The 23,831-nt window shown below is 50.5% G+C and carries 27 protein-coding genes; 7 read left to right on the forward strand and 20 right to left on the reverse strand.

Features of this window, described 5'->3' with window-relative positions; genetic code table 11:
• Nucleotides 1-21: 21 nt before the first annotated feature.
• The 5 genes from ilvA (at nucleotide 22) to ACFQ2I_RS10305 (ending at nucleotide 3,147) form a co-directional block, all read left to right on the forward strand.
• The gene (gene ilvA / locus ACFQ2I_RS10285; RefSeq protein WP_377564035.1) at nucleotides 22-1,290 is read left to right on the forward strand and encodes a threonine ammonia-lyase IlvA; all 1,269 of its coding nucleotides are present in this window, start codon (nucleotides 22-24) and stop codon (nucleotides 1,288-1,290) included.
• A gap of 281 nt (nucleotides 1,291-1,571) precedes the next feature.
• The gene (locus tag ACFQ2I_RS10290; protein WP_377564036.1) at nucleotides 1,572-2,180 is read left to right on the forward strand and encodes a TVP38/TMEM64 family protein; all 609 of its coding nucleotides are present in this window, start codon (nucleotides 1,572-1,574) and stop codon (nucleotides 2,178-2,180) included.
• A gap of 26 nt (nucleotides 2,181-2,206) precedes the next feature.
• On the forward strand, nucleotides 2,207-2,548 hold the full coding sequence (locus tag ACFQ2I_RS10295) for a hypothetical protein (protein ID WP_377564037.1): 342 nt from the start codon (nucleotides 2,207-2,209) through the stop codon (nucleotides 2,546-2,548).
• Between the two features lie 134 nt (nucleotides 2,549-2,682).
• A complete protein-coding gene (locus ACFQ2I_RS10300) occupies nucleotides 2,683-2,826 on the forward strand; it encodes a hypothetical protein (RefSeq protein ID WP_377564038.1) in 144 nt (47 codons plus the stop codon).
• 57 nt (nucleotides 2,827-2,883) lie between these two features.
• A complete protein-coding gene (locus tag ACFQ2I_RS10305) occupies nucleotides 2,884-3,147 on the forward strand; it encodes a transposase (RefSeq protein WP_377564249.1) in 264 nt (87 codons plus the stop codon).
• Nucleotides 3,148-3,202: 55 nt separating this feature from the next.
• Here the strand turns inward: ACFQ2I_RS10305 and ACFQ2I_RS10310 are convergent, their stop codons facing one another.
• The gene (locus ACFQ2I_RS10310; protein ID WP_377564039.1) at nucleotides 3,203-5,011 is read right to left on the reverse strand and encodes an ATP-binding protein; all 1,809 of its coding nucleotides are present in this window, start codon (nucleotides 5,009-5,011) and stop codon (nucleotides 3,203-3,205) included.
• A 405-nt stretch (nucleotides 5,012-5,416) separates the two neighbouring features.
• On the opposite strand from ACFQ2I_RS10310, the gene mscL reads away from it, so the two are divergent.
• Entirely contained in the window at nucleotides 5,417-5,869 is a 453-nt protein-coding gene (mscL, locus tag ACFQ2I_RS10315; RefSeq protein WP_377564040.1) for a large-conductance mechanosensitive channel protein MscL, read from the forward strand.
• Between the two features lie 3 nt (nucleotides 5,870-5,872).
• On the forward strand, nucleotides 5,873-6,535 hold the full coding sequence (locus ACFQ2I_RS10320) for an NUDIX hydrolase (protein WP_377564041.1): 663 nt from the start codon (nucleotides 5,873-5,875) through the stop codon (nucleotides 6,533-6,535).
• A gap of 68 nt (nucleotides 6,536-6,603) precedes the next feature.
• Here ACFQ2I_RS10320 and ACFQ2I_RS10325 read toward each other — a convergent pair whose 3' ends face one another.
• From ACFQ2I_RS10325 to ACFQ2I_RS10415, 19 genes are all read right to left on the reverse strand, one after another.
• On the reverse strand, nucleotides 6,604-6,981 hold the full coding sequence (locus tag ACFQ2I_RS10325) for a hypothetical protein (RefSeq protein ID WP_377564043.1): 378 nt from the start codon (nucleotides 6,979-6,981) through the stop codon (nucleotides 6,604-6,606).
• A gap of 329 nt (nucleotides 6,982-7,310) precedes the next feature.
• Nucleotides 7,311-11,054 (reverse strand): cadherin-like beta sandwich domain-containing protein, encoded by a 3,744-nt coding sequence (locus ACFQ2I_RS10330; protein WP_377564044.1) that lies wholly within the window; start codon nucleotides 11,052-11,054, stop codon nucleotides 7,311-7,313.
• A 402-nt stretch (nucleotides 11,055-11,456) separates the two neighbouring features.
• Nucleotides 11,457-12,764, reverse strand: a complete 1,308-nt coding sequence (locus ACFQ2I_RS10335) for a phosphodiester glycosidase family protein (RefSeq protein ID WP_377564045.1) — start codon at nucleotides 12,762-12,764, stop codon at nucleotides 11,457-11,459.
• On the reverse strand, nucleotides 12,751-13,206 hold the full coding sequence (locus ACFQ2I_RS10340) for a phage holin family protein (RefSeq protein ID WP_377564046.1): 456 nt from the start codon (nucleotides 13,204-13,206) through the stop codon (nucleotides 12,751-12,753). The genes ACFQ2I_RS10335 and ACFQ2I_RS10340 overlap by 14 nt, the downstream gene beginning before the upstream one ends.
• A 162-nt stretch (nucleotides 13,207-13,368) precedes the next feature.
• Nucleotides 13,369-13,524 (reverse strand): XkdX family protein, encoded by a 156-nt coding sequence (locus tag ACFQ2I_RS10345; protein WP_377564048.1) that lies wholly within the window; start codon nucleotides 13,522-13,524, stop codon nucleotides 13,369-13,371.
• Nucleotide 13,525: 1 nt separating this feature from the next.
• Complete coding sequence (locus ACFQ2I_RS10350; RefSeq protein WP_377564049.1) at nucleotides 13,526-13,882, reverse strand: hypothetical protein; 357 nt, start codon at nucleotides 13,880-13,882, stop codon at nucleotides 13,526-13,528.
• Nucleotides 13,883-14,822: 940 nt separating this feature from the next.
• Complete coding sequence (locus ACFQ2I_RS10355) at nucleotides 14,823-15,431, reverse strand: hypothetical protein (RefSeq protein ID WP_377564051.1); 609 nt, start codon at nucleotides 15,429-15,431, stop codon at nucleotides 14,823-14,825.
• A gap of 24 nt (nucleotides 15,432-15,455) precedes the next feature.
• Nucleotides 15,456-16,352, reverse strand: coding sequence for a hypothetical protein (locus ACFQ2I_RS10360; protein ID WP_377564052.1), 897 nt, complete (start codon nucleotides 16,350-16,352; stop codon nucleotides 15,456-15,458).
• A 19-nt stretch (nucleotides 16,353-16,371) separates the two neighbouring features.
• Complete coding sequence (locus tag ACFQ2I_RS10365; RefSeq protein WP_377564053.1) at nucleotides 16,372-16,611, reverse strand: hypothetical protein; 240 nt, start codon at nucleotides 16,609-16,611, stop codon at nucleotides 16,372-16,374.
• On the reverse strand, nucleotides 16,604-16,897 hold the full coding sequence (locus ACFQ2I_RS10370) for a ketopantoate hydroxymethyltransferase (RefSeq protein WP_377564054.1): 294 nt from the start codon (nucleotides 16,895-16,897) through the stop codon (nucleotides 16,604-16,606). Before ACFQ2I_RS10370 ends, ACFQ2I_RS10365 begins: the two co-directional genes overlap by 8 nt.
• The gene (locus tag ACFQ2I_RS10375) at nucleotides 16,894-17,481 is read right to left on the reverse strand and encodes a putative phage tail protein (RefSeq protein WP_377564055.1); all 588 of its coding nucleotides are present in this window, start codon (nucleotides 17,479-17,481) and stop codon (nucleotides 16,894-16,896) included. Before ACFQ2I_RS10375 ends, ACFQ2I_RS10370 begins: the two co-directional genes overlap by 4 nt.
• The gene (locus ACFQ2I_RS10380) at nucleotides 17,471-18,553 is read right to left on the reverse strand and encodes a baseplate J/gp47 family protein (protein ID WP_377564057.1); all 1,083 of its coding nucleotides are present in this window, start codon (nucleotides 18,551-18,553) and stop codon (nucleotides 17,471-17,473) included. Before ACFQ2I_RS10380 ends, ACFQ2I_RS10375 begins: the two co-directional genes overlap by 11 nt.
• A 2-nt stretch (nucleotides 18,554-18,555) precedes the next feature.
• Nucleotides 18,556-18,951, reverse strand: coding sequence for a DUF2634 domain-containing protein (locus ACFQ2I_RS10385; RefSeq protein ID WP_377564059.1), 396 nt, complete (start codon nucleotides 18,949-18,951; stop codon nucleotides 18,556-18,558).
• Nucleotides 18,948-19,211 carry a DUF2577 domain-containing protein gene (locus tag ACFQ2I_RS10390; RefSeq protein ID WP_377564060.1) on the reverse strand — a complete coding sequence of 88 codons (264 nt, stop codon included), beginning with the start codon at nucleotides 19,209-19,211 and terminating at the stop codon, nucleotides 18,948-18,950. The genes ACFQ2I_RS10385 and ACFQ2I_RS10390 overlap by 4 nt, the downstream gene beginning before the upstream one ends.
• Nucleotides 19,208-20,179 (reverse strand): XkdQ/YqbQ family protein, encoded by a 972-nt coding sequence (locus ACFQ2I_RS10395; RefSeq protein ID WP_377564061.1) that lies wholly within the window; start codon nucleotides 20,177-20,179, stop codon nucleotides 19,208-19,210. Before ACFQ2I_RS10395 ends, ACFQ2I_RS10390 begins: the two co-directional genes overlap by 4 nt.
• A complete protein-coding gene (locus tag ACFQ2I_RS10400) occupies nucleotides 20,176-20,880 on the reverse strand; it encodes a LysM peptidoglycan-binding domain-containing protein (protein WP_377564062.1) in 705 nt (234 codons plus the stop codon). Before ACFQ2I_RS10400 ends, ACFQ2I_RS10395 begins: the two co-directional genes overlap by 4 nt.
• On the reverse strand, nucleotides 20,877-22,670 hold the full coding sequence (locus ACFQ2I_RS10405; RefSeq protein ID WP_377564063.1) for a hypothetical protein: 1,794 nt from the start codon (nucleotides 22,668-22,670) through the stop codon (nucleotides 20,877-20,879). The genes ACFQ2I_RS10400 and ACFQ2I_RS10405 overlap by 4 nt, the downstream gene beginning before the upstream one ends.
• A 252-nt stretch (nucleotides 22,671-22,922) precedes the next feature.
• Nucleotides 22,923-23,342, reverse strand: a complete 420-nt coding sequence (locus ACFQ2I_RS10410) for a phage tail assembly chaperone (RefSeq protein WP_377564064.1) — start codon at nucleotides 23,340-23,342, stop codon at nucleotides 22,923-22,925.
• A gap of 27 nt (nucleotides 23,343-23,369) precedes the next feature.
• Nucleotides 23,370-23,831 carry a phage tail tube protein gene (locus tag ACFQ2I_RS10415; RefSeq protein ID WP_377564065.1) on the reverse strand — a complete coding sequence of 154 codons (462 nt, stop codon included), beginning with the start codon at nucleotides 23,829-23,831 and terminating at the stop codon, nucleotides 23,370-23,372.

The following is a 23,831-nucleotide window of genomic DNA, read 5'->3' on the forward strand; positions in this document are numbered from 1 at the left end:
CCCTGATGGAAGGATGGTAACATGAACGCCAATACGAACACCGCTCATAAAATCAGTATGGAAGAAATTGTTCAGGCACATATGCATCTGAAAGATGTCGTTGTACACACGCCTCTTCAGCATAGTCGCGTATTGTCGGAACGCTATAACTGCAATGTGCTTCTGAAACGGGAAGACCTGCAGACGGTCCGCTCGTTCAAGATAAGAGGAGCTTATCACCTCATGCGCTCTTTGTCACCTGAGGAGACGTCCAAGGGCGTCGTCTGTGCCAGCGCGGGCAATCATGCGCAAGGAGTGGCGTACTCCTGCCAGACGTTAGGCATTCCCGGGAAAATATTTATGCCCAGCACAACGCCAAGACAGAAAGTGAAGCAAGTATCCTTCTTCGGAGGGAATCAGGTTGAAGTCATATTGACCGGAGATACATTCGATGACGCCTACAGCGAAGCGATGGCGGAATGCGAACGTAACGACATGGCGTTCATCCACCCCTTCGACGATCGAAAAATTATTGCCGGCAACGGCACGATCGGACAGGAGCTGCTGGATAGAACCGAGCATGCGCCGGATTATATATTTCTTACTGTAGGGGGTGGAGGGCTGGCTGCCGGCGTATCCTCTTATACGAAAGTAATTTCACCCTCCACGCGTATCGTCGGCGTAGAACCTGAGGGCGCACAGTCGCTGCGCGCATCTCTGGATGCAGGCGAAGTCGTAACGCTGGAGGAGATCGAGAAGTTCGTGGACGGCGCCGCCGTAAAGCGCATCGGAGATCTCGCCTTCTCGATTTGTCAAGAGCTCATAGACGACGTCATTGCCGTGCCGGAAGGTAAAGTATGCACAACGATGCTTGACTTGTACAACGAGAATGCCATCGTAGCGGAGCCGGCAGGCGCACTCCCTATCGCAGCGCTAGATGCCTATCGCGATCAGATTCAGGGCAAGACCGTCGTCTGCATCATTAGCGGCGGCAATAATGACGTAGACCGGATGCAAGAAATCAAGGAGCGTTCTCTTATCTACGAAGGCTATAAGCATTACTTTATGGTCAACTTCCCGCAGCGAGCCGGCGCGCTTCGCGAATTTTTGGATCAGGTGCTTGGCCCAAGCGATGATATTACTCGCTTCGAATATACGAAGAAGTCCAATAAGGACAACGGTCCCGCGCTCGTGGGCATTGAGCTGAAGCATCGCGAAGACTACGGCCCGCTTCTGGCACGCATGACGAAGCGAGGCTATCGGTACCTGGAGCTGAACAAGGATCCCGTCCTCTTCAATCTGCTCATTTAATACGCACGAATTCCCTCCAGTCCAGCCGTAAACGCTGAACGGGGGGATTTTTATATTGGCGATTTGCCGGACAAGCTCTAAGGAAAAGGCGTTCGGCTCCATGCTGTTTGCTTTTGACTTGCATGCACTGGCATGAGAGCCTTCATTTTGGTATTGTTTAATTATTGCAATTTGTCTGGACGAATCCTATTTCTGTAATACGGCCGTCTTCAGGACAAGCGCGATTTTTCCCTTTTGATTGGTCTATTTTATGCAACGTTATGGCAGATCGGAGTTCGTGAATGAGTCAGTTAAATCAATGGATAGCAGAGCTTCAACGTATGGATATTGAACAAATTCAGCAAACCTTGCAAAGTTATTCGCAGTTCGGCCCTCTACCTGGACTGCTGCTTCCCTATATCGAGTCGTTTCTCCCCTTCCTGCCGCTTGTGCTCATTATAGCGGCTAATGTGAACATTTACGGGTTCGGATTCGGCTTTCTTTATTCCTGGATCGGGGTTACCGCAGGAGCCATCTGTGTATTTTTAATATGCAGGAGCCTCGGCAAGAATGTAAAGTCGCGGGTGCAGCGCAGATTCCCGAAGTCGGAGAAGTTCTTCAATTGGATAGAGCGAAGAGGATTTACTCCCTTGTTCTTGCTCGCATGCTTTCCCTTCACTCCATCCGTCATTATTACCGTCATATCGGGTCTTAGCAAAGTGCCATTTCATACGTTTCTGCTAGCCACCATGATGGGAAAAGCGGTAATGATCTTCATTATTTCGCTTATTAGCTTCGACATAGCCAACCTGCTGGAGGAACCATGGCGAATCTTCGTGTCCATCACTGCAGTGCTCGTCATGTGGTTCGGCGGCAAGAGACTGGAGAGCCGTTATCACATCAACGGATAAGTCCGCTGGAACAGGAGCTGATCGGGTTGAACAGCCGCTACCTATTGCCTTTAAGCACATGGATCGACATTGGAGCGACCACCGTAGTCTTGCTTCTGGCTGGATTGCTTCTTGGCGCCATGTTCCTATTCATTCGCGTCGCTTCGGACGACTCTGACAAGTATAAGACGTTGCGCGAGATGGTGGAGACTCTATTCGGCACACCCGCCCATCTCCGCAGCGGCGACACTGCTTCTGAAGACGCCTCGCCGAGCTCAGATGCTTCCTTACGGTCTCTTCCCCAATTCTCCGAGCCTTGTCCCGCATGCGGAACGGAAGTAACCGAGCGTGATGTGGAATGCCCTGCTTGCCAGCTCAGACTTCTCTAAGTGGAGGTAATGATTCGCTCTCAAGTCAGTCGCGCTTCCCTCGTCGTGCCGGACATTCATACAATCCCTCTTCTTGTGGCACACTATTGCTGATCTGGATTGAGGATCATAACTTATCGAAGGAGCGATAGCCTATGGCTGGCAAACAACCTTCCGACCGCCAGAAGGCGGCAAGTAAGGCGCAATCTCGGGCGGATCGCGCTCTGGACAGCAAAGCGAGAGCCAGCGAGCTGCAATCCGAAGCGGATCGCGCAGCAGTGCCAAAGCATGGCTTATAAGCGAACAGAAGGAGGGCACACTTCGTGAGCAAGCAGCATGATCATGAAAAGCATCGAATGGAGCCTATCTCTGGTGAACCAGTAAAGGCTGACGGCGTCTACCGCAACGAATGGGGGCGCGACGAGCGGCTGGAGCAAGGGGATGTTTTCCCTGCTGACCCCATGCTGGGAACGACAGAATGGAAGCAAGTCGAGCTGGAATTCGACAATCATCACGAGGGCCGTACCGACCCGCGGCTCATTCCTCATGATGACGATGATGATCCTGAAGCGCATATGCAGCATCCCCGTCGTCATAAGGGCAGCAATAAGGAGAGATAATAAGGAAGCAGCTTTCTATCGAAGGGGCATGGGCAATCACATGCCTCTTCGCTCATTATTCCCGTCTTTCGAATACGGATACTACATGAAAGGGTTGATCGTTCAATAGCTCCTTGCCCGGATCCTGGTCAAGTTGCGGCAATCGGATCGTCATTGTTGTTCCTGTCTCCAACTGGCTTACAGCCGTAATTTCGCCCCCATGATTATGAATAATTTTATAAGATACCATAAGCCCCAGTCCGGTGCCTTTTTGTTTCGTCGTATAGAAGGGCTGACCTATTTGTGACAACTGGTCTTCGGAAATGCCATCGCCTTCATCATGAATAACAATTCGAACCATATTCTTCTCCTCTGGAGCCAGCTCAATCCTTACGATGCCTCCATGCGGCATCGCTTCGATCGCATTTTCCAGTATGTTCATGAATACCTGCTTCAACTGACTGTCCACGCCAAGCACCCATAAAGGCTCCGGAATCCGCTCATACTGCAAGCTCACATGCTGCATTTGTGCTTGCTTTGCTAGCGAGGTTATGCTCTCTTCCATCACCTGACGCACATTCAGCGGCTTGAATTCGTACACTTGCGGCTTAGCTAGCATAAGCATCTCACTGATTATGGATTCAATCCTCATCAGTTCCGACTTGATAATGGGATAGTAGCGATTCTGTTGAATTCTACCAGTGGCAATTAGCTGCATGAAGCCTTTAAGCGACGTTAACGGGTTGCGAATTTCGTGTGCAATGCCAGCTGCCAGCTCCCCTGCAATAGAGAGCTTCTCAGCGTTAATAATCCGCCTCTCATATTTTTTCCTTTGCGAAATGTCACGAATAATGAACTGATGCACATGTACACCGGATTGAATGGTGCTCGTCTTCACAATCTCCGTATGTAGCAAGTTACCCTTCAGCGTCCTCCACTGAACTTCCATGAAGTCGGGCTCCGCCGCTTCGTCATCCTCCTGGTGATCAAGCCAGCGCTGCATCTCCTCGCGGTGATGATTCTGAAGCAAAGTATAGATTGAGGTTCCGACTAATTGTCTATCCACTGCCGCTTCGAACATGCGCAGGCCAGACGGATTCATATAGTCCCACTTGCCGTCTTTAATCAGCGCGATCGTATCCACCGAATTGTCTACAAGCTGTTTGTATTGTTTGTTGATTATCATATAATTACGTGTATTCAGCCACGACGTATACCCGAATATAAGGGACAACAGCGTCGTCACCGACAGAATAAAGGCTATAAGCAGCAAGTAGTCGTTCATCCGGTCCATCGTGAGAATGTGCTCGTACTTCACAACGACAGACTCCAGGCTCAGCTTATGAAGCATCATTGTGGATATGCCGACTACGACTCCGCTAATCATTCGGTAATATTTCTTCTTCATGCTGTAGATCACTAATGCTATACATATTCCCGAAGCATGCAATAAAATAGATAGCGACAGCAAGACAAGATTCACGGAGAACTGTTCAATCGCTTCCGTCCATTGCGTCAAAACATGAACAATGACGGAAGAAGCGGACATCATCATAGCACATAACCATTGGCGGCTGCGCCCCCACGGCTTGTGCAAATAAAAGGACAGCGCAAAGAAGGTGATTGGAACAGAAAGAAAAAAAGGCAGGAACACGTTCCAAGCGATGACGAGCATGTAATCCGATGCAAGCATCAAAACAATATGCATCGTCCAATGGCCGAGAGTCAGTAAGCTTGCCGCGCCAACAACCCACCCTGTACGAGCTTGACTGCTAGTGGAATTCGAATGATCAATCATACTGAACATGGCATAAGCCGCGTAACAGATTATAGTCAACGCGAGAATGATATAAAAAGGATTCAATTGCAAGATCATTGCTTTCATCATGCTCCTCCTAAGGATTGGATGGAATATCCTTATGCTTCCAATTTTCTTTAAATAGGAAGTTCGACAAATTACCAGAAAATCCTTTTCGTTTCATGCCATGCTTGTAACAATCTGTTGAATAAGGGCGGCTCACTCATCTCATCAGCCTATGCGAGCGCCCTTCATAAGAAAATAGTACTCCAACCAATGTGACATCGCCTACAGCTCGCCATTCGAACACTTTTCGTTCTCCAGCCGATGCCTCATCGCTTACAGCACCACTTCTGGCTGCTTTCCACTCTGCAACCATGGTAAGAAAGTCTCACATTGCTAGATTTAAGGTATACTACTTTCAAGGGCTGTTGGTATAATAAACTATCTGCTTAATAGATAGGCATTCAATGAGTATGGGAGGAATAAATCATGAAGATGGCAAAAGAGTTTAAAGAATTTGCCATGCGTGGCAATGTCGTAGATCTTGCGGTTGGTGTCATCATCGGCGGGGCATTCGGCAAAATTGTGACCTCACTGGTCAACGACATCATTATGCCGCCTATCGGAATGATTCTGGGTGGTAAGGAATTCAAGGACTTGAAGATATACTTAGAAAAAACAGAAGGGCTGAGCGGGGATGAGCTGGCGGCCGTACCCGCCATCCACTACGGGCAATTCATTAACGTTGTGCTGGACTTCCTGATCGTCGCGATGGCTATCTTCTTCCTTGTGAAAGGAATCAACAGGCTGCGCCGCAAGCAGAAGCAGGAAGAGGCCGCCCCGGCTCCTACGGAGAAGGAATGTCCGCATTGCTTGTCCAAAGTGCCGGTTAAAGCGACACGCTGCAAGCATTGCACTTCCCAGCTTGAAGCTGGTGCTTAACGCATGAGAGAAGAAAGATTCGACATCTATGATCAAGAGATGAATCAGCTGGGAACGGCAACACGGGAGGAGACCCATAGGCTGGGCCATTGGCACCGCACCTTCCACTGCTGGCTGACCCACTATGAGGGAAGTAGGCAGCTCGTGCGCTTCCAGCAGCGCCATGCTGACAAGGATACGAATCCCGGCTGCTATGACATTACTGTCGCCGGTCATCTGTCTGCCGGCGAAACCATGCAAGACGGGGTACGCGAGCTAGAGGAAGAGCTCGGTGTGTCTGCCGGCTTCCAGCAGCTTGTCCCTCTCGGGCAAGTACGGGAAGAAGAGAGCGGGTATGTGAACGGGAAGCTGTTCATCGACCGGGAGGTCAGCGATGTGTTCGGACTCCTCTGCGATATTCCGCTAATGGAACTTCGCCTGCAGCCAGAGGAAGTCGCCGGCGTATACGAAGCCGACATCGAAGAGCTGCTCGCCTTGTTCAAGGGGGAGCTGGAGGAGATAGCCGCCCAAGGGGTCAGGCTCGCTATCGCCCCCAATTCCCCGACAGGTCATCTCCGCCTGATGTCCAGCGAACGAAGTATCCGGGCCGACCAGTTCGTCCCCCGCGACGTCAGCTACTACATCGACGTGCTGCAGAAGCTGCGTTCGGTATCCCGCACCCTATAATCCACATCATACAGAAGAGAGGACTGTCTCACGTTATGTGACGGAACAGTCCTCTCTGCATAAGTGCATCAAAGGCCAAAACAGATATCGCCGGTTCGTTGACTCACGCAAATATCAAGCGTAATATTCACACTGCCCCTGCCGAACAAACAACAAATTTTCACACAGTCATAACCTGGCCTTTTAAAAAAGCATACTGTTCTGCATGGAAAATCGAATAAACTATTCACCGCTCTTGCATCGCAATGACGAATTGCTGCTGCAAGCTTTCTTGCCTTGCATCTCTTCCTGAGATTATTAAAGTCAGTGCCAAGCACCTTGCCTGCTTCCTGAATACCTTCTACTGCGGAATCATCAAAAAAGCGCCGTCTGCGACGATGGCGACGCTTGAATGCGCCCCCTACTCTTCTGCGATTCCAACCACTAATTTCAACTCTGGCGGACATAGGCACCCTCCTCTCTACCATTCTTCTATAGTATATGCTTGGCTCAATGAGAGGATTGGGTAATCATAGCATGTCAAATGTTGAATTGCTCATAGCCCTCTTCTTAATTCTCTCGAAAATAGTTCGCAACTTCAGTCAGCAATTTTAGGAATGCTGAGACCTTTTGCAAGCGAAGCAACATTCGAGCACGCTCGACTCGACGAAACTCTTCCGTACGAGCTTGACTGATTCGTTTGAGAAATTGGAACTTTTCATCGTCAAAAACCACCTTCAATGCCGGTTCCGAAGCAACCGTCATCGAAGGTGGTTCATAAAACATTACTGTTTCGCTAAATCAGATTGGCGTTCACGAGCAGCCTTTCAATGATGACGGCGGTCTCCGCCCTCGTGATCGGGTCGGTTGGCATCAAGTGATTGTGATAGCCTTTGACCAACCCTTTCTGTATGGCGGCCGCGACTGCTTCTCGTGCCCATCCCGATAATATGTGTTGATCAGCAAACCGAGATAGAATGGCGTCAATATCGGCAGAATCCAACTCCGTGGATATCCCTGCAATCTTCATCGCTTGGGCAATCATCGCCATGGCTTCTTCCCGTGTAATCGTCTGATTCGGACGGAAAGTTCCGTCTGTATACCCATTGATGATTCCATAGCTGTGGGCTTGAGCCAAGGCTACGTTGTACCAATCGTCCGCTTGCACATCCTTGAATGCTGATACGGTACCGCTGTCAGCCAGTCCCAACGCCCTGACGATCATTGCAACAAATTCGGCACGCGTAATATCGGCGTTCGGATCAAAATGGGTCTTGTCTACTCCCATAATGATCATGCGTGAGGCCAGGTTCGTGACCGCTGACTGCTGCCAAGCTGCCGTCACATCTGAATAACTGGCAGAGTGGGAGATTAAGGCATAAGCACTGTTGGTCAAACTATTCACCACGGCATAGGATTTTCCGTCTATCGTCATGACTTTTGTCGGAACATGATATACGGTGCCGTCCGGATTGAGTACGACCGCGGTCGTCACCTCGCTGGGATCAATGCCGGTCGGAATGGGAATATTCCGTTCCACGTATGTCTTGAACGTATCTAATAAGATTGTCTGTCCATGATAAGTCGCCGTAATCGTGAAATGGATCGGAGTAACGATGACACGGAAATCTCCATTCGCAGCAGCCTGTTCCATTCGCTGCATCGTCTCCATCGAGCCCTGTTCCAATTGAATCTGAATCGACAACTCGGCCCCACTCACCGGATTGCCGAGTAGTTCGAGAATATCCATCCATTGCGCGGCCGACAACTTGTAGTTCGCCATTGGCGTTTGGATTTCCAATGATACCTGCTTGTTATGCAAGGCTTGAACTTCATTTCCAGTTAACGTTAAACGCACCTGATCCGTGTCCTGCGTGACAGGAACGACAATCTCGGAATAATCGCTATGTTGGTTGAACCCAGAGATGAATTGGGCTTGATCCGGTATTAAAGTTAATATCCATTTGCCGCCCTCGTAAGTATTGGTCACTCTAACAAGTTGCCTCACGATTTCACCATTAATTTGTATATCCAGACCATTGTCTGGAATGTAGGAGCTGGCGGGGCGGGCTCGATTCACAACAATAGAATAATTGATTGTCGTGCCGTCCTGCGCTATCACCTGCAAGCGGATCGTATTATTTCCGAGCTGTAACGGAATCGCACCGGACGCATGACCGCTATTCAGTAAGACAGGCCCCAAAGTGAGTTGATTGCTCTGGTTATACACACTCATCGTCACCGTGGCGGTTGCATCGGCCAACGTCGGTGTGAGGTTGATGGTATCAATGGCAGTTCCTACATTCACCGAATAATGCAAGGTCCCCGACGTAAAGACGGGAGATAAATTCCCCTGACTGAGCATGAGACCCGACAAGTCGCCATTACTGGAGTAGGCTCGGTTCACCAAGACGGAATAAATATGGCGTGAGCCGTCCTGCGCCGTCACCAGCAAGCGGATCGTATTATTTCCGGGCTGTAATGGAATAGCACTCGACGCATGACCGCTAGTCAGTGATACAGGCCCCAAAGTGAGTTGACTGCTCTGGTTATACACGCTCATCGTCACCGTGGCGGTTGCATCGGCCAACGTCGGAGTGAGATGGAGGGAATCTACAGCATTTCCCACATTCGCTGAATAATTCAAGGTCCCCGACGTAAAGACGGGAGATAAATCCCCCTGACTGAGCGTGAGTCCAGACAAGTCGCCATTATTGGAGTAGGATCGGTTCACCAAGACAGAATATGTTTTCGCTATGGTACCGCCTGGTGAAGTCACTTGCAGCTCGATCGTATTGTTGCCGGCAAACAAGGCAATTGGCTCTGAGGCAATGCCGCTTGTCAATCGGATCGGCCCCATCATCAATTGATTCGCCGCATCGTAGACACTCATCGTCACGGTGTTATTGGAATCATTCACAGTCTCGGTCACGGTAAGACTGGAAATATCATTTGCAACATTAGCTGAATACATTAGCGTATCCGGTGAAAATTCGATATTTAACGGAATAACCGTTGACGATGAAAGCAATGAAAGATTGTGTAGATCAACCGAAGATACCGGTCCGATCACGGTGCTGCGCGGGAGTCCTACTGTCTCACCGGTAACAGCGACAGGCGTGACCTCCATGCGAATATATCGGCCAAAGTCCGACTCAATTAGTGAATACTGGTTCGGATTGGAGCCGGTAATATTGATTGCGTTTAATCCATTAGCATCGTCTTGTCGATACCATCGTACAATGGAATGCCCCTGCAAATCCCCATCAGCATCTTCATAATCATACGTTCCGTTTAAGGTCACGCCGACTATAGCTTCTCCCGAGATAGCCAGATTCAATACCGTCGGCTCTTGATTAATCGTTGACACCTTCACGATTTGTTTCGCCTCATTCGGAATCATCCAAATATGATTGCCATCATAGACAGCACCCAGAAATTTTCGCACTCCCGTAATTCCGCTCGGCCAATTCGTGTATCCCGTCATTGTCCCCGTATTGGGATTCACTTTCATCAACCTGTCGGCCGCATTCGGAATCATCCAAACGTTTTCGCCATCATAGAACCCGCCTTTGAACGCATCGGAGGATTTGGAGAAATCGGACGGCCAGTTATTGTAACCGGTCATCTCCCCGGTATCCTTGTCGATCTTCATCAACATATTCGAAGCACTCGGCATCATCCAAATGTACTGGCCGTCGAATGCCCCGCCTCGCAAGCTCTGGCCGTTATAGCCGCTGGGCCAATTGTCGTAAATTGTCATTTCACCAGTAGCAATGTTGAATTTCACCACATGATTATTACTCGCCGAGGAAGGGACAAGCCAGATGTGGTGCCCGTCAAATAGCCCACCGAAAAACGATTGATAAACCGTTTGGGTATATTCCCAAGCTGTTCCAGGATATACGATTTCTTCGTAAGACAAGCTGTCAGGCCAATTATCGTATGCCGTCATGGTACCGGTATCCTTATCCACACGAATGATTGAACCGGATGATTTCGCCGGGATCAGCCAGACATGCTGTCCGTCATATACGCCGCCGGCAAATGCATTTCCGCTTTTCGTAAAGCCGCTCGGCCAATCACTATATCCGGCCATTGTACCCGTATTCTTGTCAATCTTGATGACTTGATTAGCGGAATAGGGAACAAGCCAGATATACTGTCCGTCAAATACTCCGCCGATAAAGCTGAAGTTTGCCGTATCAAAGCCTGCGGGCCAATCCCCATAACTCGTCATCACGCCCGTGTCTTTATTGATGCTGACCACATGATTGTTATTGTTTGGAACGAGCCAGATGTTCTCGCCGTCGAATACGCCTCCGTCATATCTCATCGTTCCCTGGTTCACGTCAGACGGCCAGTCCCAATAACCTTCCATTTGGATATCCGTCTGGAGTGGATTGGCGTGAATCGTACCGGAAAAGCCAAAACCGTCTTCATTATAAATCGAAGCTGCCGAAACCTTGGGTGAAAACCAGGTCACACTGAGCAGGAAACAAAAACCGATTATCCAAGCCGCCATTTTTTTCGTTTTCATCGTGCATCTCCCCGTATGTAGTGCGTATGATAAACATGCGAAGGACAGACATATTGTCTATTCAGGCTCCATATGCTCTCATTATTCTACTATATGAAAATGGTAAAGTATAGTAGATTTTAGTAGAGAGTGATTCTGAAATAACGATTGCTAGTCGTTACTTTTGCTCAGACCTTTTGTATAGTGAAGTAACATTCGAGCACGCTCCCCCAACTACTTCGCATAAGCATTCACTCTATTGGAAAAACGCGCCTTCGTGTCCATGAACCATCTCTCCTATCGCCTTTTTTTGGAATGAGACTTCTTATTTAAGTAAGTTCATCCTCTATGGCTTCCCATAATTTGGAAATCATTAATTCTCATTATATACCATTAAGGAGCAGGCGATAGGAGAAAATAGGGTTATAGATTGGCAGCTACTTGTTGCTTGAACTTATCCCAGTGACTCCAGCTTCCTGAGGCATACATAAGCCGTGGACAGATCTTGCCGCTCCAATCGTAATGCCGGCGTAGCCTGTCCACTCCCCAGCCACGCTCCCGCAACAAGTCGGCGACAAGTCTGCTTGCTCTTATGAGCGTATGCTCATAGTTCCCACTCTCGCATAGCTCTATCGCAATCGAAGTCCGGTTACCGCTTCCTTCACGGTTTCCATCGCCGGCATGCCAGGCTGTCTCATGGAGCGGAATGCACTCAATCGTCTCCCGTTCATCGACTACCAGATGGTAAGAAGCAGTTGCTTTGTTGCGAGGATTCGTCAGCCAGTTGAGCTCATTCCGGGCCGTGCTTGCCGCATTGCCCGTGTTGTGAATGGTAATCGTGGTAGCCTCAAGCCGATGCCCCGGACGACGGTTGTACGGTGTGTTTCTGGGTATATGATTCACGCGGTAATTGGGCAACAGTTTATCTGGACGAAATTGTATCGCGATAGCATGATGAACGACGCGCTCTTTATAATTTCTGCTCATATCCGCGACATGATAACATCGCTTCTTATTGCTCCTGTCGATCCCTAGTGCAGCCAGCAGTTCCTGATTGTTGGTTGCAAGCGTGGAGGAACCTCCCCCGTCCAAATTCACAGCCTCTCTATAACCGTAATTCGCCGCCATCACTCCTGCTTCAGCGGTTGTGAACCCTTTATCATATTTCCCCCTCCCATCAATCAAAATAAGGCTCAATGTGCCATCCGATTTCACCCCTGCGATTGTTCTGGGATTCGAGCTGAGTAGATAGTAAGGCGTCTGTTCAGCCAGATCTGGTGTAAGGTTGACACATCCGTTAGAGGTAAGCATCGGTGTGCAGGAAACGCCCCAACTTATGTTAGACGGAGAATTCTGCCGAGCAATCATGAATGCATTATTTCGGTAGAATAGATGTGGTCTGTATTCCGTCTTGCCCGCTATATCAGGAAAAATCACCTTGCCATTTCTATATGTTCTGCCTAGCAGCGCACCGGATTCGGCATTAAAAAATGACGCATTGCACACAAGCCAATGTCCACTATGTTTCCTGACCAACTGATCGAGAATGGCTGACACAGTCTTCCCTTTCGCCACGACAAGCTCTGTCCGAATGACCGCTTCCGGCGGAATTTCCGCTACTCGCATATCCGTCCAGCCTTGCTGCTTCGAGTATATCCCGGTCACGGGATATTGAAGCGGTCCTTCCTCCAGCTTCCCTTCTGCAATACGAATTCTTTTATGGGCGATCATGTTGGTTGCCACTCCTGTTCAATTGCTGCAATCTTTCCTTGATCGCTTGGGGCACCCATACGTTGAGCACGCCTAAATTCTCAATAATAGACAGCCCTTCGCGTCCGATATAGAAGTACAAAGCAATCGTACGGAAGACGGGGCTCTCATTGCCGACGAACTGATCCAGCAGGACGCACAGGGCAATGACTTGCAGGACCACGCCTTTACGCACGCCGCCCCAGAACATGACCTCGCTATTAAGCTTCTTCAGCTTGAGTGCGCCAAGCAGCCCCGTAATATAATCCGCAACCATGCAAAAGACGAGCAGCCTGAGCGCGATATCCCATCCACCGAGGTATGCTGCCGTCGTTGTCCCGATCGCCGCAACCGCTCCGCCAAAGGCCGTTTCCTTGGCGCTTGCTCCTACTGCTGCTGAAATTAAAAGTTGTCCAATATTCATTTAATTTCCCCCTATGAGTTATTAAAGGGGCTGTTCCAAAAGTAAATTTATAGTTTTTTTTAGCCCCACTTAAATAAAAATTTCTTTGAGGAAATAGACCTCAGTTTCCACTTTGTAGTGAAAATTGAGGTCCATTTTTGTGTAGGATAGAATGTTTGATTTTTATGCGAACACTGTTGGGACAGCCCCAAAAACTAGCCCCGTTATTTCTTGATATTGGGCTTCGGTTATCTTCTGACTGACTACAAATACGGCAACATTTTTATCAGTGTATCTGCCAGCCTTATAATGTTTCTTTACAATCGCAAACCAATCCATTTTACAACACTCCTTTGCTTACAAGTTCTAGTAGCAATGATGCATTTTCTGCTTCCGACTGCTCTAGTTCCCCTTGGAAAGTCTCCAGTTCCGCAAGCAATCTTTCGGACTTCTCTTCAAGAGATTCAGGACGAGATACTATATGATAACTCAGTTCTGAAGTCTCATGCTTATAATAGAGAACTGCCGCAGACAGTGGAGGAAGGGCTTCTGGTAACGTAGGCAGTTCGGTAACAAATATACCTTCTACCTCGAGTTCTTCTCTAGTTTTCTCAAGACCGTATTTCGGATGAAATGGTTGGTGATGTTGGATTAATACTCTACCATCAGGCGCGAGTCCCAAATAGATTTCTGACATATCGCTTCCTCCTTAAATGTTAACTGTTAGTTTCACTACCTGACGAATCTTGCTCCCCGTAGCAATGAGCGCTACGGAATCCTCGGTAGTCGTAGAGTAGTTAGGACTTATCGGCGTAGCCACTGTATGCGGTGATATTGCCGATCCATCTGGCTCTAGCAAATAGTGTGTCATGTAAGCCCCAGAAGAACTATCAATCACAGGTATTATAACGCAGCCGTTTTTTGTCATCTGAACCACATCTCCATGCCTGTGTGTATCATATGTTGAGAAGGTTCCGTTATCTCGACAGGTATACCTCTTGTTCCCAGTATTTGTTCCAACAGCAATGACATGACTTGACATACCGTTTCCAGTGACACTGCTTGTGTAGTCGCTGATGTTTATGGACGATACATATGACATGTTCGATTTATTGAACCTTCGTAGATTATACCCGTCTGATATCCATATATAGAGGCTAGACACCGCGATATTGTTAGGAGTACCTGTTGTATTAGATATCATGGTGGTTATTAGATTACCGTTGATCCCCCACTTAGATACAGCTAAATAACTGCCTGACGTATGCGCTTGCCAGGCTATCCCTTCATGGTCGATATAGTACCTCTTATCGCCATTAAAGTTAGTAGGCAGCCTACTCCCGTTACCTGTTGTAGAAGCAAGGGTAGTCATGTCTCGCCAATTGAAATAGCTCGTATAGCATTTGTTGGTGAACGGGTCATGATATAGTGATGACGTCCCAGAGGAAGATAGAGACTCCGATGTTATCAACAAATTACCTTCATCGTCGTACCGCTTCATGGTGCGGATACTACTAGGAGACTCTATCAATGATATGATAGAGCCATCTGCCGCAACACAGCCACCTAGTACCTTGTAGAATGAGTTCATAATGTTCGCCGTAGCAACATAATCAAGTGGTCTTTTAACAAAGAGACTAAACCCACCCGCCATTGGCGTACCCGAAGAACTTTTTATTCATCGAGTCATACCAGATATCTCCATCAACCGGAGAAGAGGGCGGGGAACTTTTCACCTCCGCTCTCAACGATAGATTCCCGGAGCTCCGTATCGACTCAGAATTAATATCGATGGCCTGCTTAGTTCGCTGAGGCGTCATATACACATTACTCGCCGTACCAGCTTCCGCTTGTGCCTGCGAGGCAATTCCATAGTTCTGGATGCCACTAAGTCCGACATCCGCTTTCGTCAACGTTACCGCTCCCGTCTTGCTATTTACGGACGTAACAGGGGGGGGCGGTATCGATGCAACCTTTACATCCGTATAATCATTGGCAAGCTCCTTCGCCGCATCCACCTCCGCCTTACGAGCCACATCATCCGCAGCGGCAGGAGCGGCCGCTTTCAGGCGTCCTGAGCCGTCACGCGCCGCGAGCGTGTTCGGGGTGGCCGCCGAAGTGGCCGCTCCCAATTGAGCCTCCACCGACTGGCCGTTGCCCGATACGACGTTCGATGCCTTCGTAATGGGATGGATCTCTTCCCAGCTCGTCCCGTTCCAATGCTTTTGCAATACGTTTTTTGCCATTGGCTATCTCTCCTCCTCTTCTTCTTATATTTCCTGATACCAGAAGTCTGCGTTCGCAGGCTCGCTCGAAGAGACAACGATCTTGGCCCCTTGCGCGTCGCTCACCACATTCTTTACGAATGCCGTCGTGGCGATCTGCGTATTGTTCGTGGCAACCGCAGCCGTAGGCGCTGTCGGCGTGCCGGTAAGCGCCGCACTCGCGAACATCGTCGCTTTGCTCTCGTTAGCCACGTTAGACAGGCCTACATCCGACTTCGTCAGCGTCACCGCCCCCGTCTTGCCGGCGACCGATTGCACCGGCGAAGTCGGCGTCAGCAGCTCCTGCCAGTTCGCCAGCACGGAAGCCGGGGTCGTCTTCAGAATGAACGACTTCGACAGATCCGTACGGACCGCCACATCGCCAACCTCGCAAGTGAGCGCCAGCATCTCCGTCTGGTTGCTCACCAGGAAGGTGTCCGTAATGGCAATCTTTGGCACGACGCCCGCATCCAGCTTGCCCGCCCCATCCAGAACGGGGACGTTGCCGCTGGCGGTGCCGACATTACGGCCCGCCGCCGTTCCGGCATCGGAGATCTTCGACAATGACAACGCGGGAATATCCGATGCCGACAGTTGCCCCCATGCAGCCGTTCCGGCGGCGGAGTACTTCAGCAGATCTCCGGCTGCTCCTCCGGCGGGAATATGCTTGTTGCCTGCAGTCGTCGGATGCACATAGTTGTTGGCATTATCCGCTATACCTGCCAACTTGTTCTTCTCGGCCGTCGTATAATCATTCGTCGACAATCCTTTTCCGGTCAGCTTGTCCACCTTTGTACCCAATAGCTCCGGCAAGCCATCGACCAGTTCCGCCTTCGTCTTCGGGAACAAGTCATCCCAGGCCGCTCCGTTTTTGTACTTGACCTGAATGTTTTTCTCTGCCATATGTGCAGCCTCCTATGAATTAAAATTCGTCAAACCATACTTCCTTGTCGTCCTGAATACTGGCATTGCCGATGAGCAGCCCACCACCTCCCCCCACATCAGGTGTCTCCCCCAAGTCTTCATACCAGTACAAGTTCGGGGCCGGGGCCGGCTCCGAAGCGGACATCACTATCTGCACCTTCGCATTAATCTCCTGCCCGATATCATTCATATCCTGCGGCAGGACCGTGTCGTTGATCGTCCAATCCGTCTTAGCCACTTGCGGCAACCTCCTCCACTTTAATCGTCTGCAGCATGAGATGATCCGCCGTAATGGGCACATTCACCGTATGCGCAGTCAGCACCGTATCCGAAGCATCCTTCAGCTCCACCAGCGTAATTGACTGCACGTCCGCCACGGGAACCAAATAATTCAGAGCCAGTGTCTCACCCGTCACCTGCTTCACCTGAAAATCTCTGATCTCATAGCTGCCGTTAAGCACTACCTTGTCTACTCTTCCTCTCACATATTCCGCCACATCCTGCAGCAGACTCAGCTGGATCATGTTACTGGCACCTCCGCACCGTAAGACGCGAACGGCGCAGTTCCAAGCATCCAGGAACCGTCCAGCTTGTAGTTCCATGTCACTTCCTGCGCCGTTATGCGTTCTTTCAGTTGTATTTTCGAGCCGAGCGACGTCTTCTGCTGGTACACCAGATTAGCCGGCTTCACCGTCTCGATCGTATGCTGCACTTCCTTGAAAATAGCTGCACTATCGATATTCGCCGTCAGCGTCAGCAGAAACCCCTCTTCGTCTATCGTCACAACGGCCATTCCCGGCCCGATAAGCCGATCAATCTGCTCTTGCAAATATCGCTTGGTGAATGGCGGCTTCGTGGAGTAGCGGTTCACGATCCGCAGCCTTCGAAAGCCCAGCGACTCCGTCTCGGGATCGGCCTGTATGCCCAGCATCCGCTCTCTTCGCCTCACGGCTCCTACTCCGGATGTCATGACGAACCGGTCATCCAGCTGTCTCTGCACCGCTCCCCGGACAAGCGACAGCTCGTCCGACTCGGTCGCAGCCAGCTCTCTGAAGTCGGCTATCCCTTCATATAGAGGAGGCCAATGCTTCATCACATCATTGGACATGCAGCGTCACCGTCCCCATGACCGGCACTTCGTCGCCGCCCAGCACCATATTCTCGGCGGCGCCATTCAATGCCGTCCCGTTCACGTCTTCCACGCCTTCCACCCCCAGCAATCGCGCATCCACTTGCGCCACGCGAACGACCAGCTGGGACTGCTCCGCCCAAGTTCTTCGGATGTCCAGCATATACGCCGCCATCACTTCTTCGACTTCGTCCTGCACTTGTCCGACGGTCGTGCCCAGGGCCAGTGTCAAAGTCGTCTCTACGTTCACAGCGGACTCGCTCACACCGGCAACCGTCACCTGATGTCCGATTGGCGCCAGACCCAGCCCCTCCCCGCTGCTGCCGGATGGATCAAGCTTCGTCTGCACCTCGCTTAGCAGCGTTGAAGACGGTTCCCTCCAATCGCCGGATATAATCGCAGCTTTCACAGTTCCCCCGCCATTCCACACGGGATATATTTTCGATGCTCCTACTCCATCCATGTCGTTCAGGATCGCCTTATACTGCGCCACATTCCCGCCAAAGGCAGGCTCGTTCACCGCCGCGTAATAACGCTGACGCAATGCCTCATCGCCTTCTTCGTCCACGCCGGGAACAAGCACTTCGCCTAGCTCCGCGCGCGCCAGCCCCTCCACATATTGAAGCGGCAGCAACTCGCCGAAGCGCTCATTGCCTATGGAGCCCTCTTGCTCGCAAGTGACCATATATTCGCCCGTGCCCATCTCCTGCCCGACGATATACACCAGCCGGTCTTTGGCGAACCGGCTACCGGAGACAACTGCCATCGGACTATCGCCCGCTCCATAGAATAAGGCCGCCCGCTTCGCATACGTAGCCGCTCGCCGGTTCACGCCGAATTGCGACGCAATTCGTGTCAAGTACTCGCCCGTTGCCGTGTCAGCGAACGACAAGCTGTCATTCAGTTCCAGCTCCATATACAACTGAGCAAGCTCCGCCGCGGCGGGAGCAAGCGCATCATAAATAATGCTGCCTTCGCGCTTATCGATACCTGATGGCACCCTGTCCAGCATCCTTTGCAAAATAACGTCCATGCTTTCCGAGCTGTACATGCTCATATCACCTCCATCTCTCCCTGGAATGATCCCAGACGCGATACAACCGTAAAGCTGATTCGCAAGCTGTCGTCTTCCGTTCTTGTTTCAACGTCATCGATGCGCAGTATACGGTCGTCCTGCAGCACCGCTTCCTCCAGCATCCGCTTCACTTCGGAAGCGAGGAACAACGGCGAGCTCCCGATCAGATCCCGCAATTCGTGACCGTAATTCGCACTATAGATCAAGTAGCGGAATCGTTCCGTTTGCAATGTTTTGAATACGGCTTGCTTCAGAGCCTCTAATCCGTCTATCATGCCGGATACTCGTCCGTGTTCCAGATCTAGCCGCCATGTGCGGGACGGCTGCTCCAGCGATTGCACTGCTCCCGGCAATACGCCTCCCTCAGGAATCATAGATTCACCACCTTGTCCACGAGAAGATAGCGCTGACCGCCCTGCATGCGCAGCAGAATAAGCTTATCCCCTTGCTGAAGTCCGCGCAGCGACAGCGACTCCGGCATAATGAGGAACTCGGGCGGCAGCGTGAAGCGTTGATCGACTTGTACCCGAAACGGAGCCGCAGAGACTACTTCTCCGAACAGCAGCTGCACAGGATTGCCCGCTTCCACTGCACCTAAGCCCGCTTGCTTGATCAGATTCAAGATGGTGCTCATGGAATCACCTTCAATTCCAGCGTCATCGTGTGAAGAGCGCCATCGAATTTGTGCGTGCACTCGTCGACCAGGAATGGCTGATGAATGCCCTCCTCCTTCAGCCATACGCGGATATAGCTTCCCGCACGGACCCGGATGTCGCCCAGCGCGTTCAGCTTCAGCTTGCGCGTCTCCCTGTTTTTCAACGTGGCCAGATTATCCAGCCGCGATCGAATGGCTGCGACCGACATCTCCTCGCCCACCGATTGATACAGCTGAAGCACGCCCCACTGCGCCTTGTTCGCGCTATCCTCCGCGACATGCAGCTCCCGCTTGCCCGACTTCTTGTTGTCTTGATACAGCACAATGCGATTATACGTATCCTCGTCAATGGAAGTGGACAGGCTGTAGTCCGTCAGCAAGCTCTCCTCGCCCACATAGAAGTCCAGCAGCATATCCTCCACATTCCGCAAGGCCAAGTAACCGAAATCGTCATATAGCATAAAATTCCGGCCGGTATGAACAAGCGTGAGCGTAAGGGCCTTGTCGCATATGTCCAGCAACTTCTTCCCATCCTCTGCCATCTGGGGAATGACATAGGAGGTGTCGGCGATATAGCCCGTTCGCAGCCGGAACTTCTCGGCGATCAGCGTAATCATGTCAGAAGCGCGCCGATCCTGGAACACGAACGTATCGGTATTCATCAAGTACCGAATCTGGTCATACGCCTTCAACTTCACCGTCTCTCCGCTGCCGCCATCCACACTGAAAATATAGCCGTAAAAAACAGGGTGGCCGTCCTTGGTCACCTGCACGATATCGCCGTTGCGGTACTTATAGCGCTCCGACTCGTACAGGCCGCCCTTCAGCAGCGTAAAGTCCAGACTGCCCGCTTTCCCGATGCGGCTTGTCTTCCAGCTCATATCCCCCGCAATATCCGATACATCCCATACATTCCCGTCCCTGTTGTCGATGAGCACTTGCATCATGACAGCTTCAGCACCTTTCCAATCGCGAGCCGTCTTACATCCGAGTCGGCAATGCCGTTCAGCCGCTGAAGCTCCCGCCAACGCGTTCCGTTGCCAAGCAGCCTCTGGGCAATGCTCCACAACGTATCTCCCGCCTGCATCGTATAAGTACCGGGCTTCTCGCGTTGATCCGGGCGACTGCTCTTCGAATATCCCGTTACGCTGCCGCCCTCATTCCCGGCGATGACATATTGCTTGGCCGCGTAGAAGCGATAGTGCTTCAGCTTGATGGAATACGCGATATCCCCGCCTCTCCCGGCCGCCTCCTTCCACTGGAACGACTCAATGCTGACGGGCGTATTGATCGCGAACTCCTTCCCTACGAAAATAAAGCGAATCGGCCGCTTGCTGTCCATCCACCGCGTCAAGTAGCGCACGTATTCGCTTGGCGGCAGAATGCGGCCGGGAGCTATCGATAGGAAGGGATAGGTCTGATGCTGACCGGGGAAGAAACTGCTGAAGCTGTATTCGGACAGCTTGCGATCCTTAATGACGTTGACTTCGCCGAGCCCCGCAACATCGTAAGTGCTGCTCTTGCCCCCTTCGCTAATCTCGATAGAAGCGGGCATGACCGGCAGTTCAATCGGTCCCTCTTGGTTGTTGTTGAAGCTAAATTGAATGCCATATCCATAATGCGGCGTATCCGACTGATACACACTCATCGGTACACCCCCTCTGCCGAGACAGCAATCTCATCTTGCAGCACCGTTGTAATAGCCGCCACCATGGAGCTGACATCCAAATCGTGACGAATATCCCCCGTCTGCACATTTACGGACGGCTGAAGAGTAACGAAATTCTGAATGTTCTTCATCTCTGCCAGCTCCCGCATCGTCTTCAGATCCTCACTGCTAATGTCTACGGTGTCGTTGATCTTCCCCACTTCCCCTACTCTGCCAACCGAGTTCAGATTACCGGAAGCTGGAGTATGGCTTTGATCGAATCCGGCTGTCAGATTATTGTTCATCGTTAACTTAGAGAGTTGATCAGGGGACATGTTCTCCAATGCTGAAGAAGTTGGAACCTCGTTTTTCTTCTTTTTATCCGCCCTGTCATCCATGAACTTCTTCAGCTTCTTATCATTCTCCGCTGCCACATCCAGAGCATTCTTAACAGCATCCGCTTTATTGCTTTGAACAGTACTCAGTACATCTTTCGTTATGTCGCTGAAGGAGAACTTGGCGCTAATTTGGAGCGATGAACCTGTCACTTTATTTATCGCATTAAGAACGGTATTAAGACCTTTAATGATGCCATTGATAACGGAATCATACAGCTTGCCTACTGAATTGGCCCAGACCAGGAAAGCTTTCAATATATCCTCGACAATTGTCCAGAAGAATACCGGTATATTTGCAAAGAAGTTGAGAATACCATGCCATGCTCGCATCAAACCGATGGCAAACTTGTCGTTTTTCTCCCAAAGACTGTACAGGGCGTATCCGAGGCCAATGACAAGTGAAATGATCAGCATAATGACATTGGCCTTCATGGCTGTGTTCATTTGCTGCCATGCATTTTTCAATCCGATCGTAGCGATCATCGCCACCGCCGTCATTGCGGTATACAATTGCGAGATAAACTGCATGGTGTTATAAGCTGTTAGAGCCATTGAAACCCCATCGGATAAACTACCAAAGACAGACCAATTGTTGGACAGAAAGTTCATAGCTGCCGCATTGGATTTCAATTCTTGCGTTAAACCTGCGAAACCGGTTGTCATATTGCCTAACAAATCGCTGAGATTAGGCAATTTCATCTCACTGGCATCATTGCTCACAACATTTGCAGCTGCATCCGGGAGGCTACCAGGGATGATGATCCCATTTTTTCGAAAACTCGGTTGTTGCACCAACTTTGTCGCTTGTTTCTCCAGATCAGGCGGCACTTGCGCCATGAACTCTGGAGATAGAGGAGCCTTATTGAATGGCGGCAAACTATTGTTGCCTTGTTCAGGACAACAACACTCCCCCTTGTCTTTTTGAGCAGGGTCCGGCTGCTCGAAGCCGAAATTCAAGCTGTTCAGATTAAATGCAATCAGATCGACCATTCTTTCCATTGCGGGCAATGCGTCTTTCTTTATTTTATCCTGCAGCTTATCTTTCTCCGTTGTTTTACTATTAGCCGAGCCCCCTGCAGGCTTATCTGTTACCGTCAGCTTCTCCAAATTGCGCATATATTCCAGAGTTTTGGCATAATTCTCCGCACTCTTCATCGACATGTTCAGCGAATGATTGAGAGCCGTGAATTGTGCAGAAACCCAGCTTGCGGACTGCTCTATTTCATGCATAGGGTTTTTCATTCCATAAAAAGTTGCCGCAGTTCGTTGTTCCATTACATTCATCGCTTGCTTCAAACCTTCCGTCGCACGCTCAGCCAGGCTCATCGAGCCGCTCATTCCTTGAAGCATACTTATAAGGCCTTGTTGCTGAATGGCCATCGTCGTACTCACATCCTCACCACCTTTCTCCTTAACCCATGCGAACAGGCATCGTGCACGCCGGAGTCCAGCCACATGATGCCATGCTCACCTCACTTTATTTTCGCCGCACACTCTGCTTTTTCTCCGCAGCGAGTCTCTCCTGGATGCAAGCAATCATGAAGGCCTTCTCCTCGCGGGTCTGGCTCATGTATTCACGTGGCGTCATATGGAATTTCATGAGGGCGTAGTACGCATAGTTCGCGTCACTATCACCCTCGCGAATTAGTTTTTTGCCTCGTCCACAAGCTCCTCAAAGTTCGTGTTATAACCGGAGATGCGCTGAATCTCCTTCGACAGTTCCTCGATCTCGCCGGCAAGCAGCACCTTCTGCAGATAGGCGTCTGAGTCCGCGCAGCCCAGTGCCCGAATGCTCTCTGCATCCTTGAAGCTGGGATCGACCGTATGGTTGATGACAATCGCTTTCGTAATGGCGCCGGAATCGATTTCGACTTGTCGGTCCTTGCTCTTCGGATTGATCTTCATCGCGCGTTTTTGGTAGGCTGCCAAGTCATCTGCGCTCATCGCGCGAATTTTGAATTTCAACAGCATGCCGTCACGATCCTTAAACCGGTCCGAGATCGCCACATCCGCAGTCAGATTATCCACCGGGTGGCTATTCAAAAATTCCTGTAAAGTACTCATATGAGCTCCATGCCTCCATTTATTTTTTTATTGAACAGGGGTGAAGGAATCCAAAATGTCGAAATCCTCGAATGTGAACGGCAGTTCTTCCTCCAGCGCATCCTCTGCCGTCGCATCGAACTTGGCCAGCACAATGCTGTCCAGATTGCAGTGGCGAAGCAACACTGTCTGCTTGCCCGTGCCGGAAGCCGGGTCTTCATTCACAACCTGCAGATCAAAGTAGAAGTCGCGTCCGGTTTTAATGTAATCTAACGTCAACTCGCGGAATTTGGACGTCATATAATAGATCGTCAACGTGCCGCTGCCGCTCCAGCCCATCGTCTTCTTGCCGACCGTCGTCCTGCCCAGCATCGGCACATCCGCTTTGCTCTTCTCCAGAGTCGCCTCGCCCGTCTTCGCATAGAACAACTCCTCCATCTGGTCGTCGATAATCGCAGTCGCTTTCGCTTGCTTGCCGCTAATCGTATCCTGTACATTCAAATAGGTCAT

Source organism: Paenibacillus chungangensis (assembly GCF_042675905.1).
GTDB classification, from domain to species: domain Bacteria; phylum Bacillota; class Bacilli; order Paenibacillales; family Paenibacillaceae; genus Pristimantibacillus; species Pristimantibacillus chungangensis.